Genomic DNA, 22499 nt, shown 5'->3' on the forward strand with positions numbered 1-22499 from the left:
CGATTAGCCGTCGTACTGCTTTCTTATGGTGTCCAGGGCATTCTGCCAGGGTGCAAAGGCGTTTTCGCGGCGCAGCACCTCCAGACCCATGCGGGTGAAGGAACGTGGGCTCGCCAGTTCATCCACCAAATGAGCGACCGGCGTACCACTCTCGCGCGCCATAGTCGCAGCGGCCCGGAACACCTGTGCCACGTGCTGGCGCGCCGTTTCCGGCGGTATACCCGATTCTTCCGTCCAACGCCGCACCTCATCGATCAAAGCCAGCGCCCATCCGTATGTGCAGCCATGAACCGATAGGCGGTCAAAAGCGGATTCATCCTCCAGCACCGTCGGCGGCCCCAATGCTGCCAGCAAAGCCTTCGCTCGGGGTTCGTCGGGATAGAGCGTCGTTGCGCTCTCTCCATAGACACAAGCCGTAACCGGGATACAGCGCGCGACTGTCGCGGGCGCAACAAGAGGTTTTAGAACTTCCGTCTTGACGCTGGCCATCACGGAAAGCGCCAACTGATCCCTTCGCCATGGTAAGCCCTTGAGGGCCTCTTCCGCCTGCCAGGGTCGCACCGCAAGGATCACCGCTTCACTGGCTTCGACAACCTCTGCATTGCTCTTCAGAACCTCGCAGCTATAGCGCTCGGCAAGCGCTGCGGCCGCCTCCGCACCGCGCGGCGACAGGTAAAACCGGGGCATGTCGTCGCCCAATCGCGCCCATCCCTCGATCATCGTACCGGACATGTGCCCCACGCCGATGACACCGATCTTTTTCGGAATTACCATAGCTGCTCCAATTCTCTATCGATTCGCCAAACTAGGACGATCCTGCGATAACTCGCTTGCTCTGTCCAACCAGACCCGGAGGCAATATGGCCCGCGCCATCGATTACTACTTCTCCCTCATTTCTCCCTGGACCTACTTAGGTGGTGACAGATTAATGGAAATAGCCCGAGAGCATGGCGCTGAAATCCGGGTCAAACCCGTCAAGCTATCCGTCATCTTCCCGAAAACAGGTGGCTTGCCTCTGGCTAAACGGCCGCCGGAGCGCCAAGCCTATCGGCTTGTTGAGTTGAAGCGTTGGTCGGCGCACCTCGGCATGCCCTTGACGTTGCATCCCAAATACTTCCCCACCGACGAAAGCAAGGCCGCCCTGATGGTCATCGCCGCTGCCGCAAAGGGTCAGGATGCCGGCAAGTTGGCGCAGGCTTTTCTGCGCGCCTGCTGGGCCGAGGAACGTGACCTTGCCGACGAGACAACCGTTGTCGAAATCGCAGGCGTGAATGGTTTTGATGGCCAGGGGCTGCTACAGGCCGGTCAAAGCCCGGAAAGCGCCGCACAGTATGATGCGAATACCGAGGAAGCGCTGGCTGCCGGTGTTTTCGGTTCACCGAGCTATGTTGTCGATGGCGAGGTCTTTTGGGGACAGGATCGGTTGGATCTTCTAGCGGCGAAAATTTCCGGCTGAGTTGTCTAACGGGGCGATAACGGCTCGGTTTGTTGCAATTTCTCGGTTGAACCGAGAGTTCCCACGAATCGCGTGCGTGAAAAGCCACGCGGACCGTGGTTCACAGCACAGCTTGATGACAAGTGCCTTTTCTTTCTTTGCTGCCACCATTAGCGTTTGCTGGCCAAAATAAGGGAAACCCTCCCACCAGGGATTGCTTCAAACGAGGAAAATCATGACCGGCAAAGTGACGCTCGACCAACTCAAGAAACTCGTGGCTGATGGCCAGATCGATACCATTCTCGTCTGCTTTCCCGATCTCCAGGGTCGCTTGGCGGGCAAACGCTTTCAGGCCGAGTTCTTTGTCGAAGGCGCTTACGAGGAAACCCACGGCTGCGACTATCTGCTGGCCTGCGATATCGAGAACGAGCCGGTTCCGGGATACAAGGCCGCGAACTGGAAAAAGGGCTACGGCGATTTTGTTATGAAGCCGGACCTTTCAACGCTTTGCGTCACGCCTTGGCTTCCCGGCACGGCGCTCGTGCTCTGTGATCTGATCGACCACCACTCTCATGAACCGGTGCCGCACAGCCCGCGCGCCATCCTCAAGAAGCAGATCGATCGCCTTGCAGCCAAGAACATGTCCGCGATGATGGCTTCCGAGTTGGAGTTTTATCTGTTCGCCGAACCCTTCGAGGCCATTCATGAAAAGGGTTACAGAGACCCCAAAACCGCCGGCAACTACATCGCCGACTATCACATCTTGCAGACGACCCGCGAGGAAACAGTCCTGCGCGCTATGCGCACCAATCTGCAAGCCGCCGGTATTCCGATCGAGAACTCCAAGGGCGAATGGGGCCCCGGCCAGGAAGAGCTTAACGTCAAGTATGCCGACGCGCTGACCATGGCCGACCGTCACACCATCATGAAGAACGGCATGAAGGAGATTGCCCACAACCACGGACATGCTGTCACCTTCATGGCCAAGTGGGACTACGATTTGGCCGGGTCATCCTGCCACATCCATCAGTCGCTTTGGGACGCCAAGGGCAAGACGCCACTGTTCCTCGACAAGCAGGCCGAATACGGTATGTCGGACACCATGAAGTCTTTCGTGGCGGGTCAGTTGACCTATGCCCGGGAAATGACCTGGTTCCTGGCGCCCTATATCAACAGCTACAAGCGTTTCCAGATCGGTACTTTTGCTCCCACGCGCGCGATCTGGTCACTTGATAACCGCACTGCAGGGTTCCGGCTTGTGGGTGAGAAAACCAAGGGCATCCGCATCGAATGCCGGGTTGGCGGCGCGGACCTCAACCCCTACCTTGCCTACGCCGCGCTACTGGCAGCGGGCATGGCCGGGATCGAGCAGGGCTTGGAACTGGAGCCCGCCTACTTCGGCGACGCTTACCACGGCAAGCGTTTACGCGAGATTCCCAAAACCCTTCGCGAGGCTATCGAGCTGCTCAACCGCTCAAAGATGTTGCGCGAAGCCTTCGGAGAAGACGTGCTGGAACACTATATTCATACCGCTCGATGGGAGCAGTCGGAGTACGACCGACGGATCACCGATTGGGAATTGAAACGCTTGTTTGATCGGGTCTGACGATCATGAGCTTTTCCGGCAAAACCGCTGTGGTGACCGGCGCCGCCGGGGGCATGGGCATGGCAATCAGCGAAGCGCTGCTGACCGAAGGCTGTAATGTCGCCTTGCTGGACATGAAGGCACCACAGGCCGATTTCGCCGGGCTTCCTGGAAAAACAATGGTTCAAAAATGCGATGTCAGCCAGGACGACCAGGTAGCAGCAGCCATCGCCGCTGCCTACAGTGAAACCGGGCGTCTCGACTACCTGGTCAACGCTGCAGCGGTGCTTTGGTTCGGGCGTGACCGTTCCCTGGTCGATATCGACTTGGATACTTGGAACCAGGCGCTTTCCATTAACCTCACATCGCTGGTTTTGACCTGCCGGCATGCCGTACCCCTGATGAAGCGGAGTGGTGGCGGAGCGATGGTGCATGTCGCCTCCACCCAGGCATTGCGGGGTGACGACCAACCTCAAGATTCCTATCAAGCGGCCAAAGCGGCGATCCTGTCGCTTTCCAAATCCCTGGCGATTCAATTCGCGGCCGATGGAATTCGCTCGAACTGCCTCGTCCCCGGGCCGACGGAGAGTCCGATGCAGGATCGCTGGAAAAGCAATCCCGAAGCCAAGCAACGCACAGCGGCAGCCGTGCCTCTTGGTCGTGTGGGGACGCCGCAGGATATGGCCAATGCCGTTTTGTTTTTGCTTTCGGACAAAGCCGCTTTCATTACCGGAACCGACCTCATTGTGGACGGTGGTCTGATGGCCCGCCCTTGAACACATTTGAAGGTGGGAGCTCATTTGTCTTCGGGTCTTGCCACGAGCACCCCGGCAATGTCATGAAACAGCCTTCGTATTCCACGTCATCCGCGAGGATAAGATGACCTTCGATCCCAGCGCTTACACTTCCAACTGGAACTATCCGACCCAGATGCGTTTTGGTCCGGGCCGTATCAGCGAATTGCCGAGAGCCTGTAGCAGTCTTGGAATGTCGCGGCCGCTCCTCGTCACGGATCCGGGTTTGTCCGGCTTGCAGATCGTTCGCGATAGCCTCGCTCTCTGCGAGGATGCCGGACTTCCCACGACGTTGTTCGATGGGGTCAAGCCGAACCCGACCGGCAGCAACGTCGAGGCGGGCCTTGCGACATATCATGGCAATTCCTGCGACGGCGTCATCGCCTTTGGTGGCGGTTCGGCACTGGATGCCGCTAAAGCCGTAGCCTTGATGTCCGGCCAATCGAAATCCCTCTGGGACTTCGAAGACCGCGGCAGCAATTGGAAAGCCGTAGACCCCGCGGGCGTAGCACCGATCATCGCAGTCCCCACGACAGCCGGCACAGGTTCCGAGGTCGGTCGCGCATCGGTCATCCTGGATGAGCGTGACCACACCAAGAAGATCATTTTCCATCCGAAGATGCTGCCCTCTATCGTGATCTCGGACCCGGTCCTGACAGTGGGGTTGCCGCCAAAGATAACTGCGGCAACCGGAATGGACGCTCTGGCGCACTGCCTGGAGGCCTACTGTGCGCCGGGATTTCATCCCATGGCGGAAGGTATCGCGGTGGAAGGCATGCGGTTGGTGAAGGAGTGGCTGCCGCGGGCGACGACGGATGGACGCGACCTGGAAGCACGCTCAAATATGCTGGTGGCTGCTTCAATGGGCGCGACCGCTTTCCAAAAAGGCCTGGGCGCAATCCACTCCCTCAGTCACCCGGTGGGCGCGTTGTATGACACTCATCATGGCCTGACCAACGCCGTCTTCATGCCCTATGTTTTACAGTTCAACAGACCTGCGATCGAAGATCGCATGGAAAGGCTTGCCTCTTGGCTTGGATTGAGCGGCGGCTATCAGGGCTTTCTCGACTGGGTGTTAGCCCTGCGAGCGGAGCTAGGCATTCCACATCGCCTATCGGAAATCGGTGTCGATGACGGACGGATTGACGAAATCGCGGGCATGGCCGTGGTCGACCCCACTGCGCCGGGCAATCCCCTGCCCCTGGATGAAGCAGGGGCGCGCAAGATGCTGGTAATGGCCCTGGAAGGCACTGTCTGACAGGAACCTCAGGCTGTCGACCGAAGCGTCAGAATCTTCAGGCCTGCGACACCAAAGAATGCGCCGGATACGCCGTCAATCATGCGGCTGCTGCGCTGATACCACCCCATTGCGGCGGGCGTAGAAAACAGCAATGCGTATCCGACGAAGATAATGATGCTTGCCAAATTACAAGCCAGAATTGTCGCGACGAGAAAATCAGCCGTCGCCTGCAAACCCGTGCCGACAGACAGCGTTGCAAGCCAGACGAGCGGCGCTTTTGGGTTTGTAAGGTGGAGGAGCACTCCGGTGCAATAATCGGCGAGCGGCGTCCGCTGGGGCGGCAGAGGGGTTCCCTGCGCCGGTTCGGCCAGAAAGGCTTTACGCAAGGCTTTGATCGCCAGCCACAGCAGATAGAGGCCGCCCAGCGTGCGCAACAAGGCAAAAGCTGTCGCACTGGTCTGCAGAACAACGGCCAAACCACTTGCCGCCAAAATGGCCCAAATCATTGAGCCCGTCATTACACCCAGTGAAAATCTGACGGCTGCGGGCCGACCGCGATTCATAGCCGTGCTGGCGATCATGAGCGTGGCCGGACCCGGGCTGGCCGCCCCAATCGCAAAAACACTCACAATTGCTGCGATGTTTAGAAAATCCGTCGGTGTCATCAGGCCTTATTCCATCCTCAATCAGCGCGCTTTCGCTCAAGATGAAATCTTCTCGTCGAAAGAGCAACTAGACGCATGAACGTCGTTTGTTCCGTAATTCCTCGAGCCATCGACGACAGGTCAGCCGTTAAATTCGTTCTTAGTCGGGCTCTTTTTTGTAGTAACCAGAAAGTCCATTTTCCTAATTCTTTACATTCTTGCTTTCTTTTTTGAATAGCGATTTTGTGATTGCAGATTTGTAAAAAAAGCATCGACATGAAGGTAAGAAGAACCGCCCTGAACCGCCACTAAAAGGCGCTATCAGTTGCTATGGAGGACTTCATGTCGGTCTTTTCACATGATGCATTTGATGGCCACGAACAGGTTGTGTTCTGCCGGGACGCCGAGAGCGGCCTGAAAGCCATTATTGCCATCCACAATACTTCACGGGGTACGTCGCTCGGCGGATGCCGAATGTGGCCCTATGCCAACGAGGAGGAAGCGTTGACGGATGTGCTGCGCCTATCCCGTGGTATGACTTACAAATCGGCACTGGCCGACCTGCCGTTTGGCGGTGGTAAGTCCGTCATCATCGGCAATCCACAAACTGAAAAGACTCCGGCATTGTTCCACGCCATGGGTCGCTTCGTTGAAAGTCTCTCCGGACGCTATGTGGTGGCGGAGGACGTCGGTATCTCGGTACCCGACGTCGAGACCATGTCAAAGGAGACACGGCACGTCGCGGGCATAACTGCAGGTGGCTCCGGAGATCCTTCACCCGCTACCGCTTTCGGTGTCTTTGAGGGCATAAAGGCTGCCGTGGCGTTTAAGCTTGGGGCCCCTGACCTGAAAGGGATTCGGGTTGCCGTTCAGGGGCTGGGGCATGTTGGTTGGGAACTTTGCCGTCTTCTCCATGAAGCAGGTGCTCAGTTGATCGTGGCCGACTTGAACAGGCAGCAAACCCAACGCGCGGTTGAATGGTTCGACGCCCAGGTTAGCGCACCCGACGCCATCATCCGTGAAGCGGTCTCGGTCTACGCCCCTTGCGCGCTGGGCGCCACCATCAACGATGCTAGTATCGGCGAGCTCCGCTGCGCCATCGTCGCAGGTTCCGCCAACAATCAGCTCGCCGAGGAGCGCCATGGCGCTCTGCTGCGCGACCGCGGCATCCTCTATGCCCCCGATTACGTGATCAACGCTGGTGGTGTGATCAACATCAGCCACGAGAAGCGTTTGACCGGCGACAAACCCTATGTGAAAGCCACGGCGTTCGCGCATGTCGCCCGTATCGGCAATACCCTGACGGAAATCTTCGAGATAGCGGAACGTAAGGGAATTTCATCAGCGCAGGCGGCCGACAGCCTCGCTGAACAGCGTTTCAAGCGCGCCGGTCACAGAAAGGCAGCTTGATCCCGGAGCGTCGCTGGGGGTAAGCAAGTACATGCTCGAAACCCTGTTGGCGACATTCATCACCTTCCTCGTCGTGTTGGACCCCCTTGGGAACGCGCCGATTTTTGCCGGGTTGACGCCAACAGCGACCGGCAGCGAACGCCGCCGCATGGCTATCAAAGGCGTAGCGATCGGCACCGGCATTCTCTTGGCCTTCGCGGTTGGTGGCGAAACTTTGCTGAGCGCCTTGGGCATCGGTCTGCCCGCCTTTCGCATTGCTGGCGGCATCCTACTGCTTTTGCTTGCCATTGATATGGTGATGGCTCGTCAGTCGGGTCTGCGTTCCACGACGCCAGGCGAGATCGAGGAAAGCGGCCATCGCCAGGATGTTTCGGTCTTCCCGCTTGCGATTCCCTTGATAGCCGGTCCTGGCGCCCTTACCTCGGTCGTGCTGCTAGTCGGTGGCGCCAGCGGTGACTTGCAGATGCAGGCATTGATCGTGCTGGTGATGCTCGGCGTACTGACCTTGGTCCTGATCTGTCTCCTGGTTGCCGGCGAGGTCATGCGCCTTTTGGGTCTAACCGGCGTCAATGTGATCAGCCGCGTCGCAGGCATCATTCTGGCCGCCCTCGCCGTTCAGTTCATGGCAGACGGCGTTCTGGCCTTTCTTGCAACCTAACTTAGGTTCTCGGCTCCGATCAGATCGGCAGATCTTCCTCCAGCGACATCAGGGAGGCATTGCCGCCCGCCGCCGTGGTATCGATCGACAGCGAGTGCTCCGAGGCAAAGCGGAACAGGTAATGCGGACCGCCGGCTTTGGGTCCCGTGCCTGACAGCCGTTCGCCACCGAAAGGCTGCACGCCGACGATGGCGCCGATCATGTTCCGATTAACGTAGGCATTGCCTGCGCGAACCTTGTGATAGAGCGCATTCACCGTGCTATCGATGCGGCTGTGGATACCGAAGGTCAGACCATAGCCGGTCCCGTTGATCGCCTCGACGACCTGATCCAGGCGGTCGGCCTTGTAACGGACCACATGCAGGATCGGGCCGAAGACCTCGCGCTGCAAACGGCTGATGGAATCGATTTCCACGGCTGTGGGAGCAACGAAGGTTCCATGCTTGCAATCCTTACCTAGATCGCTGCGCGCCAGAACCTTGGCTTCGCTGCTCATGCGTGTGACATGCGCTTCCAGCATATCGCGCGCTTCCTCATCGATCACGGGGCCCACATCGGTTTGTAACAATGACGGGTTACCCACGCGAAGTTCCGCCATCGCGCCTTTGAGCATTTTCAACATGCGATCGGCAACGCTATCCTGGACAAAGAGCACCCTGAGTGCCGAGCACCGCTGACCAGCGCTTTGGAAGGATGAGATCACGACGTCGTTCACGACCTGCTCCGGCAAGGCCGTCGAATCGACGATCATCGCATTCTGACCGCCGGTCTCGGCGATAAAGGGGATGATTGGCCCGTCGCGCTCCGCCAACACACGGTTAATGATTCGTGCGGTTTCCGTCGAACCGGTGAAGGCCACCCCGGCAATCCGTGAATCAGCAACCAGCGGCCCGCCAACCGTCGCGCCGTCGCCGGGTAGAAGCTGGATCACATCCTCCGGTATGCCCGCGCGGTGCATCAACTGTACCGCCGCCGTGGCAATCAAAGGTGTTTGCTCTGCCGGTTTGGCGATCACGCTGTTGCCGGCAGCCAAGGCTGCCGTGATCTGTCCGGTGAAGATAGCCAGCGGGAAGTTCCAGGGGCTGATGCAGACAAATACGCCGCGTCCTCCCAACCGGAGTTCGTTCCTTTCTCCGGTCGGCCCGGGCATGATTTTCGGTTCCGCGAAATGCTCGCGCGCCCGTGCCGCATAATAACGGCAGAAATCAACCGCTTCTCGAACCTCTGCGATCCCATCGGCAAAGGTTTTACCGGCCTCCCGTATGCAAATAGCAATGAGGCGGCTGCTTTCCTCTTCCATCAGATCCGCGAGGCGCATAAGGCAATCGGCACGCGTGTGAGCCGACGTTGCGTTCCAATCCCACTGCGCCCGTTCGGCACGGCTAAGGGCTTGTTCGACCATCTTGGCGTCGGCCTCGACAACCTCGCCCACGACTTCGCGCCGGTCGGCCGGGTTATGCACTTTGCGCAGTTTTCCTGCCAGAGCTTTGCCACCAACCAGCGGAGCCGCCTGCCAGAGAGTCTGGCTTACAGTCCCCATGCGCTCCGCGAAATCCGAGACAACGACGGGGTTGGAAACGTCCATACCCGCAGAATTGGGGCGCTCCTCACCGTAAAGATCGACCGGCAATGGAATCTTCGGATGGGGTATGCGCGAGAGGTTACGCACCTTGACCAGAGGGTCCGCTACGATCTCGTCGACAGGCAGTTTCTCATCTTGGATACGATTGACGAATGAGCTGTTGGCGCCGTTTTCCAGGAGTCTGCGGACCAGATAAGCCAGCAGATCCTCATGGCTTCCGACCGGCGCATAAATGCGGGTTGGGATATCGAGCTTGTCCTTGCCGACAACCTGCGCATAGAGCGCTTCACCCATGCCATGCAGCCGTTGGAATTCAAAGCCGGCATGGTTGCCGGCCATTTCTAGAACCGAGGCAACCGAGTGTGCATTGTGCGTGGCGAACTGAGGATAGAAGGCCTTGGGATCGGCCAACAAAGCGCGGGCACAGGCCAAATAGGAAACATCGGTATTCACTTTGCGCGTAAAAACCGGATAGCCCGGCAAGCCGCGTTCTTGAGAGCGTTTGATCTCGGTGTCCCAATAGGCTCCCTTGACGAGGCGCACCATAAGTTGACGTTTGTGCCTCTTGGCCATGTCGGCCAGCCAGTCAATCAAAGGGCGCGCGCGTTTTTGATAGCCTTGTATCGCCAAACCATAGCCATGCCACCCCTTGATCTCACTTGAACTGGAAACCGCCTCGATGACATCGAGCGACAAGTCCAGACGATCCACCTCCTCGGCATCGACTGTCAGGCCAATATCCAGCTCCTTTGCCTCCACAGCGAGCTGCAGAAGGCGCGGCATCAACTCTTTCATCACCCGGTCACGTTGGGAGAACTCGTAACGGGGGTGCAGGGCCGAAAGCTTCACAGAGATTCCCGGGCTGTCGGCCACACTCTTGCCCTTACCGGCCTTTCCGATAGCCGCGATAGCTTTGCGGTAGGACTCGAAATAACGCTCGGCGTCCGCCATCGTGCGCGCGGCCTCGCCGAGCATGTCGTATGAATAGCGATAACCCTTGGCCTCGTCGCTCCGAGCGCGCTCGATCGCCTCCTTGATGTTTCGGCCCATGACGAACTGACGCCCGAGGATACGCATGGCCTGGGTGACGGCAGTACGGATCACCGGCTCGCCACTGCGGTGCACGAGACGCCCAAGCACACCGCTGAAATCCTTCTGCGCCTCGTCGAGGCGTACGACGCGTCCCGTCAGCATCAAAGCCCAGGTGGAGGCATTCACGAAGAGAGAATCGCTGCGCCCGAGGTGCGATTGCCAATCGGCGGCGGAAATCTTGTCCTTGATCAAGCGGTCGCGTGTATCCGCGTCCGGCACCCGAAGCAATGCCTCGGCCAAGCACATCAGTACGATGCCTTCCTTGCTCGACAACTCATACTCATAGAGAAACGCATCAATACCGCCATGCCCAACACTGGAACGCCGGACTTCCTGCACAAGCTGCCGGGCTTTCTCCTGAACCCTTTCGACCTGAACGGAACCAAGTGTCGCTTCATCAAGCAATGCTGCGACTGTCTCACTTTCGTCGGCGAATGTCGTATCACGCAATTTGCGGCGAAGATCGCTGGAATGTGCAAGCTTCGGGTCGATGAGCATCGGCGGCTTTCCTCCTGGTGGGCAGGCGCTAAAGTGGTCTGGATTAGGCCGGCACTCTAGCGACAGACCGTCCTGACCGAAAGAGAAGTCTTATGCTAGTTTCCGTCTTCTTGCGAATCGATAGGAAAGCGCGATGCCAGACGTTGGCGCGCCGAGGGAAGCGGGCGGTCTTGCGGGTGGAAAACCCGCTTTTCCAGGAAATATCCTGACAGCGCCAGCCCAGCCGCCACTTCGGCGACGCCACCGCTTCCCTGTCCCGTCAGGAAGCCGGGGAGTCTCAACAACTTGTCCTTATAAACTGCACCAGCCCCTTCCGACACGGCCCGTCCGCTCCTCGGACTCACGTATATCAAGCCTTCCTCCGAGCCGGTGGCCGCGCAGGAACCAAGGTCGAGTCCAAACCCCAAGTCGGCTAGGACAGCCAATTCCCAACGCACATAGATTTCCGCCCAGTGATCCCCATCCAACGCCTCCAACAAGGCGGCAAACCCGTGAAAACAAGCCGGATGAGCTTCACGTTCTGGTAAGGCTCGCTCACAGATTGCGGCCGCGCTGGTTAGGGCCCCCAATCGAGCCGGGTCGTGGAGAAAGCGTGCTGCATTCGCCTCTACCAGCTCCACCTGCATCATGCCCAGGTGATCCGCGAGACGGGCGCGCCAATCCACACGGAGTCGATTGCCAATCTGGAGAACACCGGCTAACCGCCGCCCCTGTCCCCCGCGTACCAAGCCCGCGTGGCGCCCACGTTCCAATGTTAACAACTGAACAACGGCGGCGTCCTCACCGTGAGGCCTTATCGCCAATAGATATCCCTCGTCGCGCCACTCGATCATGCGTGCGAGAATAGATCATGTAAGGGGCATGCTGCCACGGCTGATACCGTCAGGACTGGTAGTCCAGGCCCCAATCCCGGTAGCGTTCGGGATCGTCCACCCATTTTTCGCGTACCTTGACGAAAATAAAGAGATGAACCGGCCGCTCCATCATCTCCGATAGCTCGGCCTGAGTGTCCTCACGTACCTTCTTAATACGATTACCGCCTTTGCCGATAACGATAGGCTTCAGGCTCTCACGCTGCAGGTAGATGGTCTGTTGAATTTTGGCGCTACCATCCTTGAACTCTTCCCAGGAATCCGTCTCGACGGTCAGGGCATAAGGTATCTCGTCATGAAGTTGGAGGAACAGCTTCTCGCGGGTTACTTCAGCGGCCAGCAAGCGCATCGGCATGTCGGAGAGTTGATCTTCCGGGAAAAGCCAAGGCCCCATCGGCATGCGCTTCGCCAGAAAGCCTCTCAGCCGTTCGAGCCCGTCGCCCTTCTCCGCTGAAATCATAAAGATCTCATCGAAGCAGCCTTCCGCATCGAACGCCGCCGCTAGCTTTAGCAGCTTTTCGCGCGCGATCAGGTCGATCTTGTTCAGCACCAGGACTGCCTTGCGATCATTCTTCTTCAACTGCTCGATGATGCGGGTGGTGTCCGCATCGCGTTTGCTGCGCGACGCATCGTAGATCACCAGGATCACATCAGCCTCGTCAGCACCGGCCCAAGCGGCGCGCACCATCGCTCTTTCCAAACGCCGCTTCGGGTGCAGGAAAATACCCGGTGTATCAACCAGAACGATCTGCGATTCCTGCTCAATCAGCAGTCCTCTCACTTGGGTTCGCGTCGTCTGGACCTTGGGGGACACAATCGTGATCTTGGCGCCGACAAGCGCATTCACCAGCGTGGATTTGCCAGCGTTGGGCGCCCCGATGATGGCCGCGAATCCGCAACGCTGATTCATGCCCTTCCCTTTCTTTGAGATTGATCCTTGTTTGTTTTCTGCCGGTCCAGCCGGGCCAGGAGTCGCTCTGCAGCCGCCTGCTCGGCCAGCCTCTTGGAGCGCCCAGTACCCTCACCGGACCCTTCGCCGCTGACCGTAACTTCGACGGTGAAGACCGGCTCGTGATCCGGCCCTTTCCGGCTAACCAGCCTGTAACTTGGAAGCGGCAGTCCGCGGCCTTGCGCCCACTCCTGAAGAGCCGTCTTGGGTTCACGTGGTGGACTAAGATCGGCTTCGATCAACGGCACCCACCGAGGCTCGACGAAGGCGCGCGCCACTTCAAGGCCACCATCCCGGTAAAGCGCGGCAATAACCGCTTCCATCACGTCCGACAGGATAGCCGGGTTATCGCGCCCGCCGGAGTCATCCTCACCCGGCGAAAGCCTGATGAACTCACCCAAGCCGATATCTCTGGCTACTTCCGCCAGCACCTGTTGACTGACCAGCAGGGCAAAACGTTTGGCGATTGCCCCTTCCGACTCCTGCGCGAAGCGCGCCAGCAGCAGATCGGCGACCACCAGTCCCAGAACCCGGTCGCCCAGAAATTCCAAACGCTCATAACTATCGGAGCCACCGCGGTCTTGGCCGAGTGTGCTCGAATGGGTCAGCGCAGTCAGCAATCGCTCCGGCTTAGTAAAGCTGTAGCCCAGCCTGTCGGCAAGCCGTCCGGACTGGCTCAACGGCGCGTCTTTCTTACTTGATACCATCGAAGATGCGCCCCCAGCGCACCGACGTGGGCCAGTTCCAAAACGCCAGTATCGAAGCGCCTTCCTCCAGCGAGAAGAACAGAACGTCCGCGCGACCGACCAGATTCTCGAAAGGCACGAATCCGACTACACTCATCACCCGGCTATCCTGCGACGAATCGCGATTGTCACCCATGGCGAAGTAGTGACCCGCGGGCACCACATAGAGCGGTGTGTTGTCCAGGAACTCGTTGTCCGACCGTTCCCAGATCAGATGCTGGCGCCCACCGGGCAAGGTTTCGACATACTGCGTGACCTTGCTGGAGTAACCGCCTGAATGTTGGATTATGACGTCGCGCACCTTCTCGCGTTTGACCGGCTCGTCGTTGATGTAGAGGATTCCCGCTTTCACCTGAATGCGATCCCCCGGCATCCCGACCAAGCGCTTGATGTAATCGGTCTCGCCGTCGCTCGGCAGCTTGAAGACCGCAACATCTCCCCGCTCGGGTTCGTCGGCCAGGATCCGACCATCGAAGAAATTTGGTGAGAACGGCATCGAATGGCGGCTATAGCCGTAGGACATTTTGGAGACGAAGAGATAATCGCCTACCAGCAACGTCGGCAGCATGGACCCTGAAGGGATTGAGAAGGGCTCATATGCGAAAGTTCGCACCACAACCGCAATCAGCACAGCATAAATTACCGTACGGAACGTCTCTCCCCATCCCCCAGTTTTCTCACGCGACATGGTTTTATCCTGGCTTTCAGTCATATTCGCCCTCGATGGCATGATGCACAGCCCTTGAGCCCGCGGCTCCGATTGGCTGCGCCTTTCTAACGACCAACAATGCCAGCGTCCAGGGAACTATCCTGCTCCAGCGCTTCAGGTAGCGCCGAGATGATGACGAAAGCCTGCGCAAGCGGGTAATCGTCGGTAATCGTTATGTCGATCTGCGCGACCATGCCGGCCGGCGTGATCTCCTGCAACCGCGTCAACGCGCCGCCGGTCAGAGCGACTGTCGGTTTGCCGCTCGGAAGGTTCACCACACCCATATGCTGCCAATGGACACCCCGTCTCGGCACGCCGGTCCCGAGAGCCTTCGCACAGGCTTCTTTGGCAGCAAACCGTTTTGCATAGCTTGCCGCCCTGGCTTGCCTCCGGTCAGACTTATTTCGCTCGACTTCCGTAAAGACACGCTGCGTGAAACGATTGCCAAAGCGCTCAAGAGTGCGCTCTACCCGGCGGATATCGATCAAATCGTTGCCGATACCGAGGATCATTGCCCAATCGCCTCTGCGGATGTTGACGTCTGGTCCTGCCCTGCTGCCCTCGCCTCATTCATCAGTTGACGCATCCGGCATATAGCCGATTCCAATCCGGTGAATATCGCCTCACCGATCAGAAAATGACCAATATTAAGCTCGGCGATTTCACTTATGGCCGCAACCGGGGCAACGCTATCAAACGTCAACCCGTGTCCGGCGTGACATTCCAAACCCAGGTCGCTCGCGACAGCGGCGGCCTGACGGATGCGATGTAGTTCGCTTTTTGCCGAAGCACCGTCTGCATTCTCAATGACGGCTTCACAGTAAGCGCCGGTATGCAACTCGACGACGGGCGCGCCAAGCTGTTTTGCCGCCTCGATCTGGTCTACGTCAGGATCAATAAACAGAGAAACCCGAATTCCGGCATCCCTCAGCTTTGCAACAAAGGGCCGTAAAATCGCCATGTTGCCTACGGCATCGAGCCCGCCTTCAGTCGTCACCTCTTCGCGTTTTTCCGGTACAATACAGGCAGCATGCGGGCAATGACGCAGTGCGATCTCCAGCATCTCCGGTGTTGCTGCCATCTCCAAGTTTAAAGGCAGATCGATTTCCTGTGTCAGACGCTCGATATCATGATCGGAGATATGACGGCGATCCTCCCGCAGATGCGCTGTAATGCCGTCCGCGCCGGCGGCCGCCGCCTGGTGGGCCGCGCGCAGCGGGTCAGGATGGAGCCCGCCGCGGGCGTTCCGTATTGTCGCAACATGATCGATGTTGACACCCAGCCGAAGGTATCCAGTCATTGCCGTTTTCCACTGTTGATGGGTTCGTTCACATTACCCGCATTCAAATTATTATGAAGCTTTGCCTTTCGGCTTTTCCTACGAGGATTTGCAAGCCGATGTTGTCGCGCCTTTTGGTAGCTTTCTACCAGCATCTTTAGCGGCCAGTAAAAGGCAAACCAGGCGACAATAGCTGTTGGTAGACCACCGACAATCATAGGCACGGCCACATCCATGAAATTGTCTCGCAGGTACTCCACGGTAAAAATTGTCGCGTCCAACTCACCAAATGTGGGCTTCCCCGGCAGGCTTGCAGGGTGCTCGTATCCGAGTACGAAACGGCCCAAGGTATAGATCCACACCCAGATGAAGGGAAAGGTCCAGGGGTTTCCCACAACGGTGCCGATGGCGGATGCCATCAGGCTGGCCCGCATCAACCACGCCAACAATGCCGCTGATACGAAGTGCAATCCCAGCAAAGGCGTGAAGGAGACCGCTGCCCCGCAAGCAAAGCCCGCAGCAATATGATAGGGCGTCCCGGGAAGGCGGCGAACCCGATGGGCAACGTATGTAGCCGCCCGGCGCCAGCCCGCTTTCGGCCAGATAAACTGCCGGAACTTTGCAAACAGGGTCGAGGGAACGCGCCGACTAAACAGCATCTTCAGGCTTCGACGATTGCTGGAAACATACTGAACATTGACGGCTACCCTCTCTGTCTGTCGACGGAGCTGACCGAGGGCGATGCCCTGAGCGCAGCGATAATGTCCACAAGATGTTTGGCGTCTTTAACTTCTACATCAACAAGCATCTCGAAGAAATCCGGTTTCCTGTTGGTGAACTTCAAATTCGAGATGTTGCCGCCGTGTTTGCCGATGACCGTCGATAGGTTTCCCAAGCCGCCGGGCTCGTTTGATACCACCAGGTGCAAGCGGCCTACCTGCAGGTCCTCGTCCGCATCGCGGTCGTGGTTCCATGACAAATCAATCCAACGCTCGGGCATGTCCTGGAACGCTTCCAGCGTTTCACAATCGATCGTATGGACCGTGACACCCTTGCCGGTATTGACGATCCCCACGATGCGGTCACCCTTGAGCGGATGGCAGCAATGGGCATAGTGCACCGCCATGCCGGGTATCAGACCATCAATGGGAATACCGTTGCGGTGCTTGGTGCGATCGACGGTTTTCTTGAATACCCGCTCAATCGCCGTGGCCTGACGGGATTGACGCTGCTTCTCTTTCAAGCCCGGAAACACTGCCAACATGACTTCGCGGCCGGTCAGATTGCCTGCGCCCACCTCCGCGTAGAGATCGTCTACCTGATCCAATCGGAACTTTGCGAGGACGCCGGCTAAACCCTTTTCGGTGGCCTCCAGTCCTTCTTCCTTGAAACGCCGATTGATGACCTCACGTCCCAGTTCCATATATTCGCCGCGTTTCTTCTGTCGAATGAAGCGGCGAATTCGGGCTCGCGCCTTCCCGGTGACACAGAAATTTTCCCAGTCCGGGGACGGCGTTTGGCCACGCGAGGTCATGACCTGCACCTGGTCGCCGTTCTGCAAAGCGTAGCGCAGCGGTACGACGCGGCCGTTCACCTTTGCCCCGACGCAAGTGTCGCCTAGCTCAGAGTGCACTGAATAGGCGAAGTCGACGGGACAGGATCCCCTTGGCAGGGCGACAATCTCGCCGCGCGGCGTAAAGCAGAACACCTGGTCCTGGAACATCTCAAGCTTCGTGTGTTCCAGGAATTCCTCCGGATCGGAGGCATGATCGAGGATGTCGAGAAGTTCGCGCACCCAACGGTACTGTCGGCCATCAACATTCGGCACGCCCTGTTTGTAGGACCAGTGCGCCGCGACACCAAGGTCAGCGTACTCCTGCATCTGCTGCGTGCGAATCTGCACCTCGATGCGCTGCTGCTCAGGCCCCATCAGCCCCGTATGCAAGGATTTGTAGCCATTCGGTTTGGGAGTCGAGATGTAATCCTTGAAGCGCCCAGGAACGACCGGGTAACGGCTGTGCAGCACACCCAGCACCTGGTAACACTCGGCGATATCCTTGACCATCACCCGAAAGGCCATGATGTCGGAGAGTTGCTCGAACGCAACGTTGCGCTTCTGCATTTTCCGCCAAATCGAGTAAGCGGATTTGATGCGTCCGGATATCCAAGCGTCGATCCCCTCTTCCGCGAGATCACGTTTCAACCGGTCGATGACCTTTCCAGTCAAGTCCTCGCCGCGTTCCTTCAGGAACCCAAGGCGGGTCAGGATTGAATCGCGGGCATCCGGGTTGATCTCCCGAAAGGCTAGATCCTCCAATTCCTCCTTGAAACGATGCAAGCCGATCCGCTCGGCAAGCGGGACGTAAATATCCATCGTTTCACCAGCAATGCGCCGGCGTTTAGCCTCATCCTTGAAAAAATGCAACGTGCGCATGTTGTGCAGCCTGTCGGCCAGCTTCACCAACAGCACGCGAATGTCTTGAGACATCGCCATGAACAGTTTGCGAAAATTTTCCGCTTGTTTGCTGCGCTCGGACTTCAATTCCAACTGGGACAGCTTCGTGACGCCGTCCACCAAATGCGCGACCTTCTCGCCGAACAGACGCTCGATTTCCGATATGGGCGTGTCGGTGTCTTCGATAACATCATGCAGCAAGGCCGTGAGGATGGTGGCTTGGTCGAGCTTCAACTCGGTCAGGATGCCGGCAACCTGGATTGGGTGAGAATAGTAAGGATCTCCCGACGCACGCTGCTGAGCGCCGTGAACATGCGTGACGAACACATAGGCGCGGTTGAGCGCGTCCTCGTCCACGTCCGGATCGTAGGACTTCACACGTTCAACCAGTTCGACCTGTCTTAAAACTTGCTGCCGGGTCATTCCTCAACGCCAGAAACAGTTGCCAGGCAACTCAATGTACCCGAACTACATGACATCACATAAATCTAAGAACAGAACGGGCTTATCGCCAGCCCCAATGGCGGCAAAAAAAACGGCGCGGAAGGGAACCGCGCCGTTTTTCGATCACTTTGAGAGGACTGCCTGATCAATCGTCGTAATTCGTGACGTCGTCGGCAGTAATGTCCTCAAATATTTTCCCGAGCGCGGCTTCCAAACCCTCGCCATCCATCTCGGATTCGACCTCAGCAGCCCCTGCCTCGGCTTCCGAGGTCTCGCCGGAAAGGGCATCGAGTTCCGCTGCCTCTTCTTCCGGCTCGTCGCGCTCGTTGTGCTTTTGCATGCCGGAAATAACCGATTCGCGCAGTTCGTCCTGGCTCACGGCATCTTCAGCGATTTCACGCAGGGCAACGACGGGATTCTTGTCGTTGTCCCGCTCGACGATCAACGGCGCACCAGCGGAAATTTCCCGCGCGCGCTGCGAAGCGAGCATGACAAGATCGAATCGATTGGGAACTTTAGTAACGCAGTCTTCGACGGTAACGCGGGCCATCGGCCTATCGCTCCCTTCTCTAGCTTGAAGATTAGCCAATAAAACGAAGGGCGGAATATAGGCAGCGGTTCAGGCAAAAGCAAGTCCGGCCTGCCACCTTGATATTGGCCCTAGTCGTCATCCAGAGGGCTTACTCCCTCAAGGGTCGGAAGGCGAGACAACATCTCCCCTACGCTCAGTCCGGAGATCGGATGACGCCATTCCGCTGCTATATCGCGCAAAGGAAGGAGCACGAAACTGCGGTCTTGCAAACGGGGATGCGGAATCTGCAATCCCCCTGGCTGATCCACGACCTCGGCGTCATAAGCCAGTAGATCCAAGTCTAGTGTTCGTGCCGCATTGGGGACACTGCGCCTGCGACCGAATTCGGCCTCTATCGCATGCAAGGCCTCCAGCAGTTCCCGGGAACCAAACTCTGTTTCCACGCAGGCCGCACCGTTGACGAAATCCGGTTGATCGGACGGCGGCACAGGTGCGCTGCGATACCATCGCGATTTTGCCGTGATTTTCGGACCTTTGTCCTGTAGCCGAGACAAAGCGGCTTCAAGCGTAGCCCGCGGTGAGGTATATCCCGCGGCAGGTAAGTTTGCGCCTAAAGCTATCAAGATCATTTGATCACACTATGCCATTGAATCCGGGCTGCTCTTGCGCCACATTCCAAGTTATGAATTTACCGGCAATTATCGAATCCTATTGAAAGGGCTCCGGTCACTTCCCGCGTCGGAAAATTAGCAGGAGGTGGTTTACGGGCGCGGCAGCATTTCCGGAGCGTATTTAGCAAACTTCTATTTTTAGAGAAAGTCGACCTAATGAAATTGCGATTTTACCCTGATGAACGCGTGGCGCTGTTTATTGATGGCGCAAACCTTTACGGAACAGCGCGATCCTTGGATTTTGACATCGATTACAAGCGCCTTCTGACGTTCTTCGGCGATCATTGCCATCTGATTCGGGCTTTTTACTATACTGCCTTGGTCGAAGATCAAGAATACTCTCCCATACGCCCTCTGGTCGATTGGCTGGACTACAACGGTTACAACATGGTCACCAAGCCGACCAAGGAGTTCACCGACGCTTCGGGGCGCCGGAAGCTCAAGGGCAACATGGATATCGAGCTTGCCATCGACATGCTTGAGATGGCCGAGCATCTGGATCATATCGTACTCTTTTCCGGTGACGGGGATTTCCGCCGTCTGGTTGAAGCCGTACAGCGCAAGGCCGTCAGAGTTACCGTCATCTCGACAATCAAGACCCAACCGCCGATGATAGCCGACGAACTACGGCGCCAGGCCGATCACTTTGTCGACTTGGTGGATTTGCAACGCGAGATCGCTCGCCAGTACGGTGACGACAGCGCGCCACGCCGGCCCAGTGAAGATCATGGTGAAGGCCAAGGCGAGAATGGGGACGACTATCTAGACGATGACGATGACGATGACTATTTCGACGAAGACGGCGACGATACCGCTGGCGCATGAGCAATCTTGAACCCAACCGCAACTGCGGGCTTTGCCCGCGGTTAGCGGAATTTCGCGCCAGTAACCGGGATAAGTTCCCTACTTTCTTCAACAGTCCTGTCCCGGCATTCGGGCAGGCACCGGTGCGCCTGTTGATCGTGGGGTTAGCCCCTGGTTTGAAGGGTGCAAATCGGACCGGGCGGCCCTTTACCGGTGACTATGCCGGCGATCTTCTCTATCCGACCTTGACCAAGTTTGGCTGGGCCCTTGGTGATTATCGGGCAGCGCCCGACGATGGCCTGACCTTGAGCGGCTGCCGCATCACAAATGCGGTGCGTTGCGTACCGCCGGCAAACAAGCCCGAAACATCCGAAATACGGAACTGCAACGGCTATTTGCGTGCGGAAATCGCAAGTCTGCGCCCTGGCCTTGCGGCAATTCTAAGCTTGGGTCTGGTATCACATGGCGCGGTGCTGACGGCTTTGGGTTTGCGCAAGAGTCATTTTCGCTTCGCCCATGCGGCCCAGCACCGATTGCCCGACGGCTTGCTTCTTGCCAACAGCTATCACTGCTCGCGTTACAACACCAATACCGGTCGATTGACCACGCAGATGTTCGAAGCAGTATTTACCCAGCTACAGGAAGAGTTGGCGTAGCACCCAGCTATCAACCGTACTCGCGGACGAGGCGCGACTTTTGGCGATCCCAATCGCGTTGCTTCTCGGTTTCGCGTTTGTCGGCCTTCTTCTTGCCGCGCGCCAAACCCAGCTCAAGCTTGGCCACGCCACGCTCGTTGAAGTAGAGGGAGAGCGGGACCAGCGTCGCACCTCGCTCCCGAAGTTTGCCCAGAAGTTTGCCCAACTCGCGGCGATGCAACAGTAGTTTGCGCGGTCTCAAAGGACTGTGATTCTCTCTTGCCGCCGGTGCAAACTCGGAAATGTGACAGCCGAACAGGTATAGCTCACCGCCCTGTTCGCGCGCGTAGGCCTCTTTGATCGACCCATGACCGGCGCGCAAGGCTTTAACCTCGGAACCCATGAGAACGAGTCCGACTTCCAGGGTATCTTCGATAAAGTACTCGTGCCGCGCCCGCCGATTGACGGCGACAACGCGGGTCCCCGTGCCAGCCATAGCGGGTCCGCTCCTCTATTCTATCCTATCAACGCTAACGATACGCAGGCCTTACCCGTCGATCAGCCCGCAGTCCAACATCGATTGCTCGACCCGGCGGCAGGTAGCCTCGGCGATGGGCGCCAAGGGTAACCGCAGGCGGTCCGAACTACGACCCAGTAGTTTAGCGGCGTACTTCACCGGCCCGGGACTGGTCTCGCAGAACATGGTCCGGTGCAACGGCATCAAGCGATCGCTTAAAGCTTGCGCGGCGGCAAAATTGCCTGCTGCCCAAGAATCATGCATTTCACGGCAAAGCCGAGGCGCGATATTGGAGGTCACCGAAATGCACCCATGCCCACCGCCACCCAGGAACGGCAGGATCGTCGCGTCCTCGCCGGACAACTGGCAAAAGTCGGGACCGCAGGCCAGACGCGTCTCGATCGGACGAGTCAGGTCGTTGCTCGCGTCCTTCACGCCGACGATGTTTGGCAGCTTGGATAGGCGGGTCATGGTCTCGACCGACATATCAACCACCGAACGCCCCGGAATGTTGTAGATCAGGATCGGCAAATCAGCGGCGTCATGGATCGCCTTGAAGTGCTGGAAGAGCCCCTCCTGAGTTGGCTTGTTGTAATAGGGCGTGACCACGAGTGCGGCGTTCGCACCAGACTGTTTGGCCGCCTTGGTCAACTCGATCGCTTCGGCTGTGCTGTTGGAGCCCGTGCCAGCGATCACAGGTGCGCGCCCGGCCGCCGCTTCCACGCAAAGGTCGACGACGCGTTTGTGCTCAGCATGCGTCAAGGTCGGCGATTCACCCGTCGTGCCGCAGGGAATCAGCCCCTGCGTGCCTTCGGTGATCTGCCAATCCACGAAGGCCTGAAAGGCATCTTCGTCCACGCCGTCATTCGTAAACGGCGTGATCAATGCAGTGAGTGAGCCACGAAACATCGGACCAGACATAGCGTCTATTCTTTCCTCTCAAAGTA

At 58.0% G+C, this 22499-nt stretch carries 23 protein-coding genes; 8 read left to right on the plus strand and 15 right to left on the minus strand.

All coding sequences use genetic code 11. The annotated features are described in order from the left end of the window. Nucleotides 1–3: 3 nt before the first annotated feature. Nucleotides 4–774 carry an NAD(P)-binding domain-containing protein gene (locus tag FHR98_RS03510; protein WP_183415263.1) on the minus strand — a complete coding sequence of 257 codons (771 nt, stop codon included), beginning with the start codon at nucleotides 772–774 and terminating at the stop codon, nucleotides 4–6. Nucleotides 775–860: 86 nt separating this feature from the next. Between FHR98_RS03510 and FHR98_RS03515 the strand changes: the two genes are divergently transcribed. The 4 genes from FHR98_RS03515 (at nucleotide 861) to FHR98_RS03530 (ending at nucleotide 5073) form a co-directional block, all read left to right on the plus strand. Beyond that, on the plus strand, nucleotides 861–1457 hold the full coding sequence (locus FHR98_RS03515) for a 2-hydroxychromene-2-carboxylate isomerase (RefSeq protein ID WP_183415264.1): 597 nt from the start codon (nucleotides 861–863) through the stop codon (nucleotides 1455–1457). 214 nt (nucleotides 1458–1671) lie between these two features. Next, nucleotides 1672–3042, plus strand: coding sequence for a glutamine synthetase family protein (locus FHR98_RS03520; protein WP_183415265.1), 1371 nt, complete (start codon nucleotides 1672–1674; stop codon nucleotides 3040–3042). 5 nt (nucleotides 3043–3047) lie between these two features. Further along, nucleotides 3048–3797: an SDR family NAD(P)-dependent oxidoreductase gene (locus FHR98_RS03525; RefSeq protein ID WP_246377426.1), complete on the plus strand. Its 750-nt coding sequence runs from the start codon at nucleotides 3048–3050 to the stop codon at nucleotides 3795–3797. Nucleotides 3798–3900: 103 nt separating this feature from the next. Beyond that, nucleotides 3901–5073, plus strand: a complete 1173-nt coding sequence (locus tag FHR98_RS03530) for an iron-containing alcohol dehydrogenase (protein WP_183415266.1) — start codon at nucleotides 3901–3903, stop codon at nucleotides 5071–5073. An 8-nt stretch (nucleotides 5074–5081) separates the two neighbouring features. Here the strand turns inward: FHR98_RS03530 and FHR98_RS03535 are convergent, their stop codons facing one another. After that, nucleotides 5082–5720 carry a LysE family translocator gene (locus FHR98_RS03535; RefSeq protein WP_183415267.1) on the minus strand — a complete coding sequence of 213 codons (639 nt, stop codon included), beginning with the start codon at nucleotides 5718–5720 and terminating at the stop codon, nucleotides 5082–5084. Between the two features lie 321 nt (nucleotides 5721–6041). Between FHR98_RS03535 and FHR98_RS03540 the strand changes: the two genes are divergently transcribed. Together FHR98_RS03540 and FHR98_RS03545 are read left to right on the plus strand one after the other, a co-directional pair. Next, on the plus strand, nucleotides 6042–7109 hold the full coding sequence (locus FHR98_RS03540; RefSeq protein ID WP_183415268.1) for a Glu/Leu/Phe/Val dehydrogenase dimerization domain-containing protein: 1068 nt from the start codon (nucleotides 6042–6044) through the stop codon (nucleotides 7107–7109). Between the two features lie 31 nt (nucleotides 7110–7140). Beyond that, the gene (locus FHR98_RS03545) at nucleotides 7141–7767 is read left to right on the plus strand and encodes a MarC family protein (protein WP_183415269.1); all 627 of its coding nucleotides are present in this window, start codon (nucleotides 7141–7143) and stop codon (nucleotides 7765–7767) included. Nucleotides 7768–7786: 19 nt separating this feature from the next. On the opposite strand, the gene putA is transcribed toward FHR98_RS03545, so the two are convergent. From putA to folK, 11 genes are all read right to left on the minus strand, one after another. Continuing rightward, nucleotides 7787–10939 carry a bifunctional proline dehydrogenase/L-glutamate gamma-semialdehyde dehydrogenase PutA gene (putA, locus tag FHR98_RS03550; RefSeq protein WP_183415270.1) on the minus strand — a complete coding sequence of 1051 codons (3153 nt, stop codon included), beginning with the start codon at nucleotides 10937–10939 and terminating at the stop codon, nucleotides 7787–7789. A gap of 95 nt (nucleotides 10940–11034) precedes the next feature. Continuing rightward, a complete protein-coding gene (gene recO / locus FHR98_RS03555; RefSeq protein ID WP_221205710.1) occupies nucleotides 11035–11772 on the minus strand; it encodes a DNA repair protein RecO in 738 nt (245 codons plus the stop codon). Between the two features lie 49 nt (nucleotides 11773–11821). Then, the gene (gene era / locus FHR98_RS03560) at nucleotides 11822–12721 is read right to left on the minus strand and encodes a GTPase Era (protein ID WP_183415272.1); all 900 of its coding nucleotides are present in this window, start codon (nucleotides 12719–12721) and stop codon (nucleotides 11822–11824) included. Beyond that, on the minus strand, nucleotides 12718–13467 hold the full coding sequence (gene rnc, locus FHR98_RS03565; RefSeq protein WP_183415273.1) for a ribonuclease III: 750 nt from the start codon (nucleotides 13465–13467) through the stop codon (nucleotides 12718–12720). Before rnc ends, era begins: the two co-directional genes overlap by 4 nt. Continuing rightward, the gene (gene lepB, locus FHR98_RS03570; protein ID WP_246377429.1) at nucleotides 13454–14194 is read right to left on the minus strand and encodes a signal peptidase I; all 741 of its coding nucleotides are present in this window, start codon (nucleotides 14192–14194) and stop codon (nucleotides 13454–13456) included. Before lepB ends, rnc begins: the two co-directional genes overlap by 14 nt. A gap of 86 nt (nucleotides 14195–14280) precedes the next feature. Then, nucleotides 14281–14727: a holo-ACP synthase gene (gene acpS, locus FHR98_RS03575; RefSeq protein WP_183415276.1), complete on the minus strand. Its 447-nt coding sequence runs from the start codon at nucleotides 14725–14727 to the stop codon at nucleotides 14281–14283. After that, nucleotides 14724–15515, minus strand: a complete 792-nt coding sequence (locus tag FHR98_RS03580) for a pyridoxine 5'-phosphate synthase (protein ID WP_183415277.1) — start codon at nucleotides 15513–15515, stop codon at nucleotides 14724–14726. Before FHR98_RS03580 ends, acpS begins: the two co-directional genes overlap by 4 nt. Next, nucleotides 15512–16153 (minus strand): DUF2062 domain-containing protein, encoded by a 642-nt coding sequence (locus FHR98_RS03585; protein WP_183415279.1) that lies wholly within the window; start codon nucleotides 16151–16153, stop codon nucleotides 15512–15514. Before FHR98_RS03585 ends, FHR98_RS03580 begins: the two co-directional genes overlap by 4 nt. A 44-nt stretch (nucleotides 16154–16197) precedes the next feature. Beyond that, entirely contained in the window at nucleotides 16198–18372 is a 2175-nt protein-coding gene (locus FHR98_RS03590; protein ID WP_183415280.1) for a RelA/SpoT family protein, read from the minus strand. Nucleotides 18373–18538: 166 nt separating this feature from the next. Then, entirely contained in the window at nucleotides 18539–18943 is a 405-nt protein-coding gene (gene rpoZ, locus FHR98_RS16770; protein ID WP_183415281.1) for a DNA-directed RNA polymerase subunit omega, read from the minus strand. 110 nt (nucleotides 18944–19053) lie between these two features. Then, nucleotides 19054–19554: a 2-amino-4-hydroxy-6-hydroxymethyldihydropteridine diphosphokinase gene (gene folK / locus FHR98_RS03600; RefSeq protein WP_183415282.1), complete on the minus strand. Its 501-nt coding sequence runs from the start codon at nucleotides 19552–19554 to the stop codon at nucleotides 19054–19056. A 204-nt stretch (nucleotides 19555–19758) separates the two neighbouring features. On the opposite strand from folK, the gene FHR98_RS03605 reads away from it, so the two are divergent. Next, a complete protein-coding gene (locus FHR98_RS03605) occupies nucleotides 19759–20421 on the plus strand; it encodes a LabA-like NYN domain-containing protein (protein WP_183415690.1) in 663 nt (220 codons plus the stop codon). Continuing rightward, nucleotides 20418–21056 carry a uracil-DNA glycosylase gene (locus FHR98_RS03610; RefSeq protein WP_183415283.1) on the plus strand — a complete coding sequence of 213 codons (639 nt, stop codon included), beginning with the start codon at nucleotides 20418–20420 and terminating at the stop codon, nucleotides 21054–21056. Before FHR98_RS03605 ends, FHR98_RS03610 begins: the two co-directional genes overlap by 4 nt. Nucleotides 21057–21066: 10 nt before the next feature. Here FHR98_RS03610 and smpB read toward each other — a convergent pair whose 3' ends face one another. Both smpB and dapA read right to left on the minus strand, forming a co-directional pair. Then, a complete protein-coding gene (gene smpB / locus FHR98_RS03615; RefSeq protein ID WP_183415284.1) occupies nucleotides 21067–21531 on the minus strand; it encodes an SsrA-binding protein SmpB in 465 nt (154 codons plus the stop codon). 51 nt (nucleotides 21532–21582) lie between these two features. Continuing rightward, entirely contained in the window at nucleotides 21583–22461 is an 879-nt protein-coding gene (dapA, locus tag FHR98_RS03620; RefSeq protein ID WP_183415691.1) for a 4-hydroxy-tetrahydrodipicolinate synthase, read from the minus strand. Between the last annotated feature and the right edge of the window lie 38 nt (nucleotides 22462–22499).

The sequence above is a fragment of the Limibacillus halophilus genome, assembly GCF_014191775.1.
In the GTDB taxonomy this organism is placed as follows: domain Bacteria; phylum Pseudomonadota; class Alphaproteobacteria; order Kiloniellales; family CECT-8803; genus Limibacillus; species Limibacillus halophilus.

Excerpts from the sequence above, each read along its gene's own strand:
- FHR98_RS03520 (WP_183415265.1), top strand. The coding sequence starts at position 1,672 with ATGACCGGCAAAGTGACGCTCGACCAACTCAAGAAACTCGTGGCTGAT.
- FHR98_RS03540 (WP_183415268.1), top strand. The coding sequence starts at position 6,042 with ATGTCGGTCTTTTCACATGATGCATTTGATGGCCACGAACAGGTTGTG.
- smpB (WP_183415284.1), bottom strand. The coding sequence starts at position 21,531 with ATGGCTGGCACGGGGACCCGCGTTGTCGCCGTCAATCGGCGGGCGCGG.
- FHR98_RS03585 (WP_183415279.1), bottom strand. The coding sequence starts at position 16,153 with ATGCTGTTTAGTCGGCGCGTTCCCTCGACCCTGTTTGCAAAGTTCCGG.
- recO (WP_221205710.1), bottom strand. The coding sequence starts at position 11,772 with ATGATCGAGTGGCGCGACGAGGGATATCTATTGGCGATAAGGCCTCAC.
- folK (WP_183415282.1), bottom strand. The coding sequence starts at position 19,554 with ATGATCTTGATAGCTTTAGGCGCAAACTTACCTGCCGCGGGATATACC.
- rpoZ (WP_183415281.1), bottom strand. The coding sequence starts at position 18,943 with ATGGCCCGCGTTACCGTCGAAGACTGCGTTACTAAAGTTCCCAATCGA.
- FHR98_RS03535 (WP_183415267.1), bottom strand. The coding sequence starts at position 5,720 with ATGACACCGACGGATTTTCTAAACATCGCAGCAATTGTGAGTGTTTTT.
- putA (WP_183415270.1), bottom strand. The coding sequence starts at position 10,939 with ATGCTCATCGACCCGAAGCTTGCACATTCCAGCGATCTTCGCCGCAAA.
- era (WP_183415272.1), bottom strand. The coding sequence starts at position 12,721 with ATGAATCAGCGTTGCGGATTCGCGGCCATCATCGGGGCGCCCAACGCT.
- FHR98_RS03610 (WP_183415283.1), top strand. The coding sequence starts at position 20,418 with ATGAGCAATCTTGAACCCAACCGCAACTGCGGGCTTTGCCCGCGGTTA.
- FHR98_RS03545 (WP_183415269.1), top strand. The coding sequence starts at position 7,141 with ATGCTCGAAACCCTGTTGGCGACATTCATCACCTTCCTCGTCGTGTTG.
- FHR98_RS03515 (WP_183415264.1), top strand. The coding sequence starts at position 861 with ATGGCCCGCGCCATCGATTACTACTTCTCCCTCATTTCTCCCTGGACC.
- FHR98_RS03525 (WP_246377426.1), top strand. The coding sequence starts at position 3,048 with ATGAGCTTTTCCGGCAAAACCGCTGTGGTGACCGGCGCCGCCGGGGGC.
- acpS (WP_183415276.1), bottom strand. The coding sequence starts at position 14,727 with ATGATCCTCGGTATCGGCAACGATTTGATCGATATCCGCCGGGTAGAG.
- FHR98_RS03580 (WP_183415277.1), bottom strand. The coding sequence starts at position 15,515 with ATGACTGGATACCTTCGGCTGGGTGTCAACATCGATCATGTTGCGACA.
- lepB (WP_246377429.1), bottom strand. The coding sequence starts at position 14,194 with ATGTCGCGTGAGAAAACTGGGGGATGGGGAGAGACGTTCCGTACGGTA.
- rnc (WP_183415273.1), bottom strand. The coding sequence starts at position 13,467 with ATGGTATCAAGTAAGAAAGACGCGCCGTTGAGCCAGTCCGGACGGCTT.
- FHR98_RS03510 (WP_183415263.1), bottom strand. The coding sequence starts at position 774 with ATGGTAATTCCGAAAAAGATCGGTGTCATCGGCGTGGGGCACATGTCC.
- dapA (WP_183415691.1), bottom strand. The coding sequence starts at position 22,461 with ATGTTTCGTGGCTCACTCACTGCATTGATCACGCCGTTTACGAATGAC.
- FHR98_RS03590 (WP_183415280.1), bottom strand. The coding sequence starts at position 18,372 with ATGACCCGGCAGCAAGTTTTAAGACAGGTCGAACTGGTTGAACGTGTG.
- FHR98_RS03530 (WP_183415266.1), top strand. The coding sequence starts at position 3,901 with ATGACCTTCGATCCCAGCGCTTACACTTCCAACTGGAACTATCCGACC.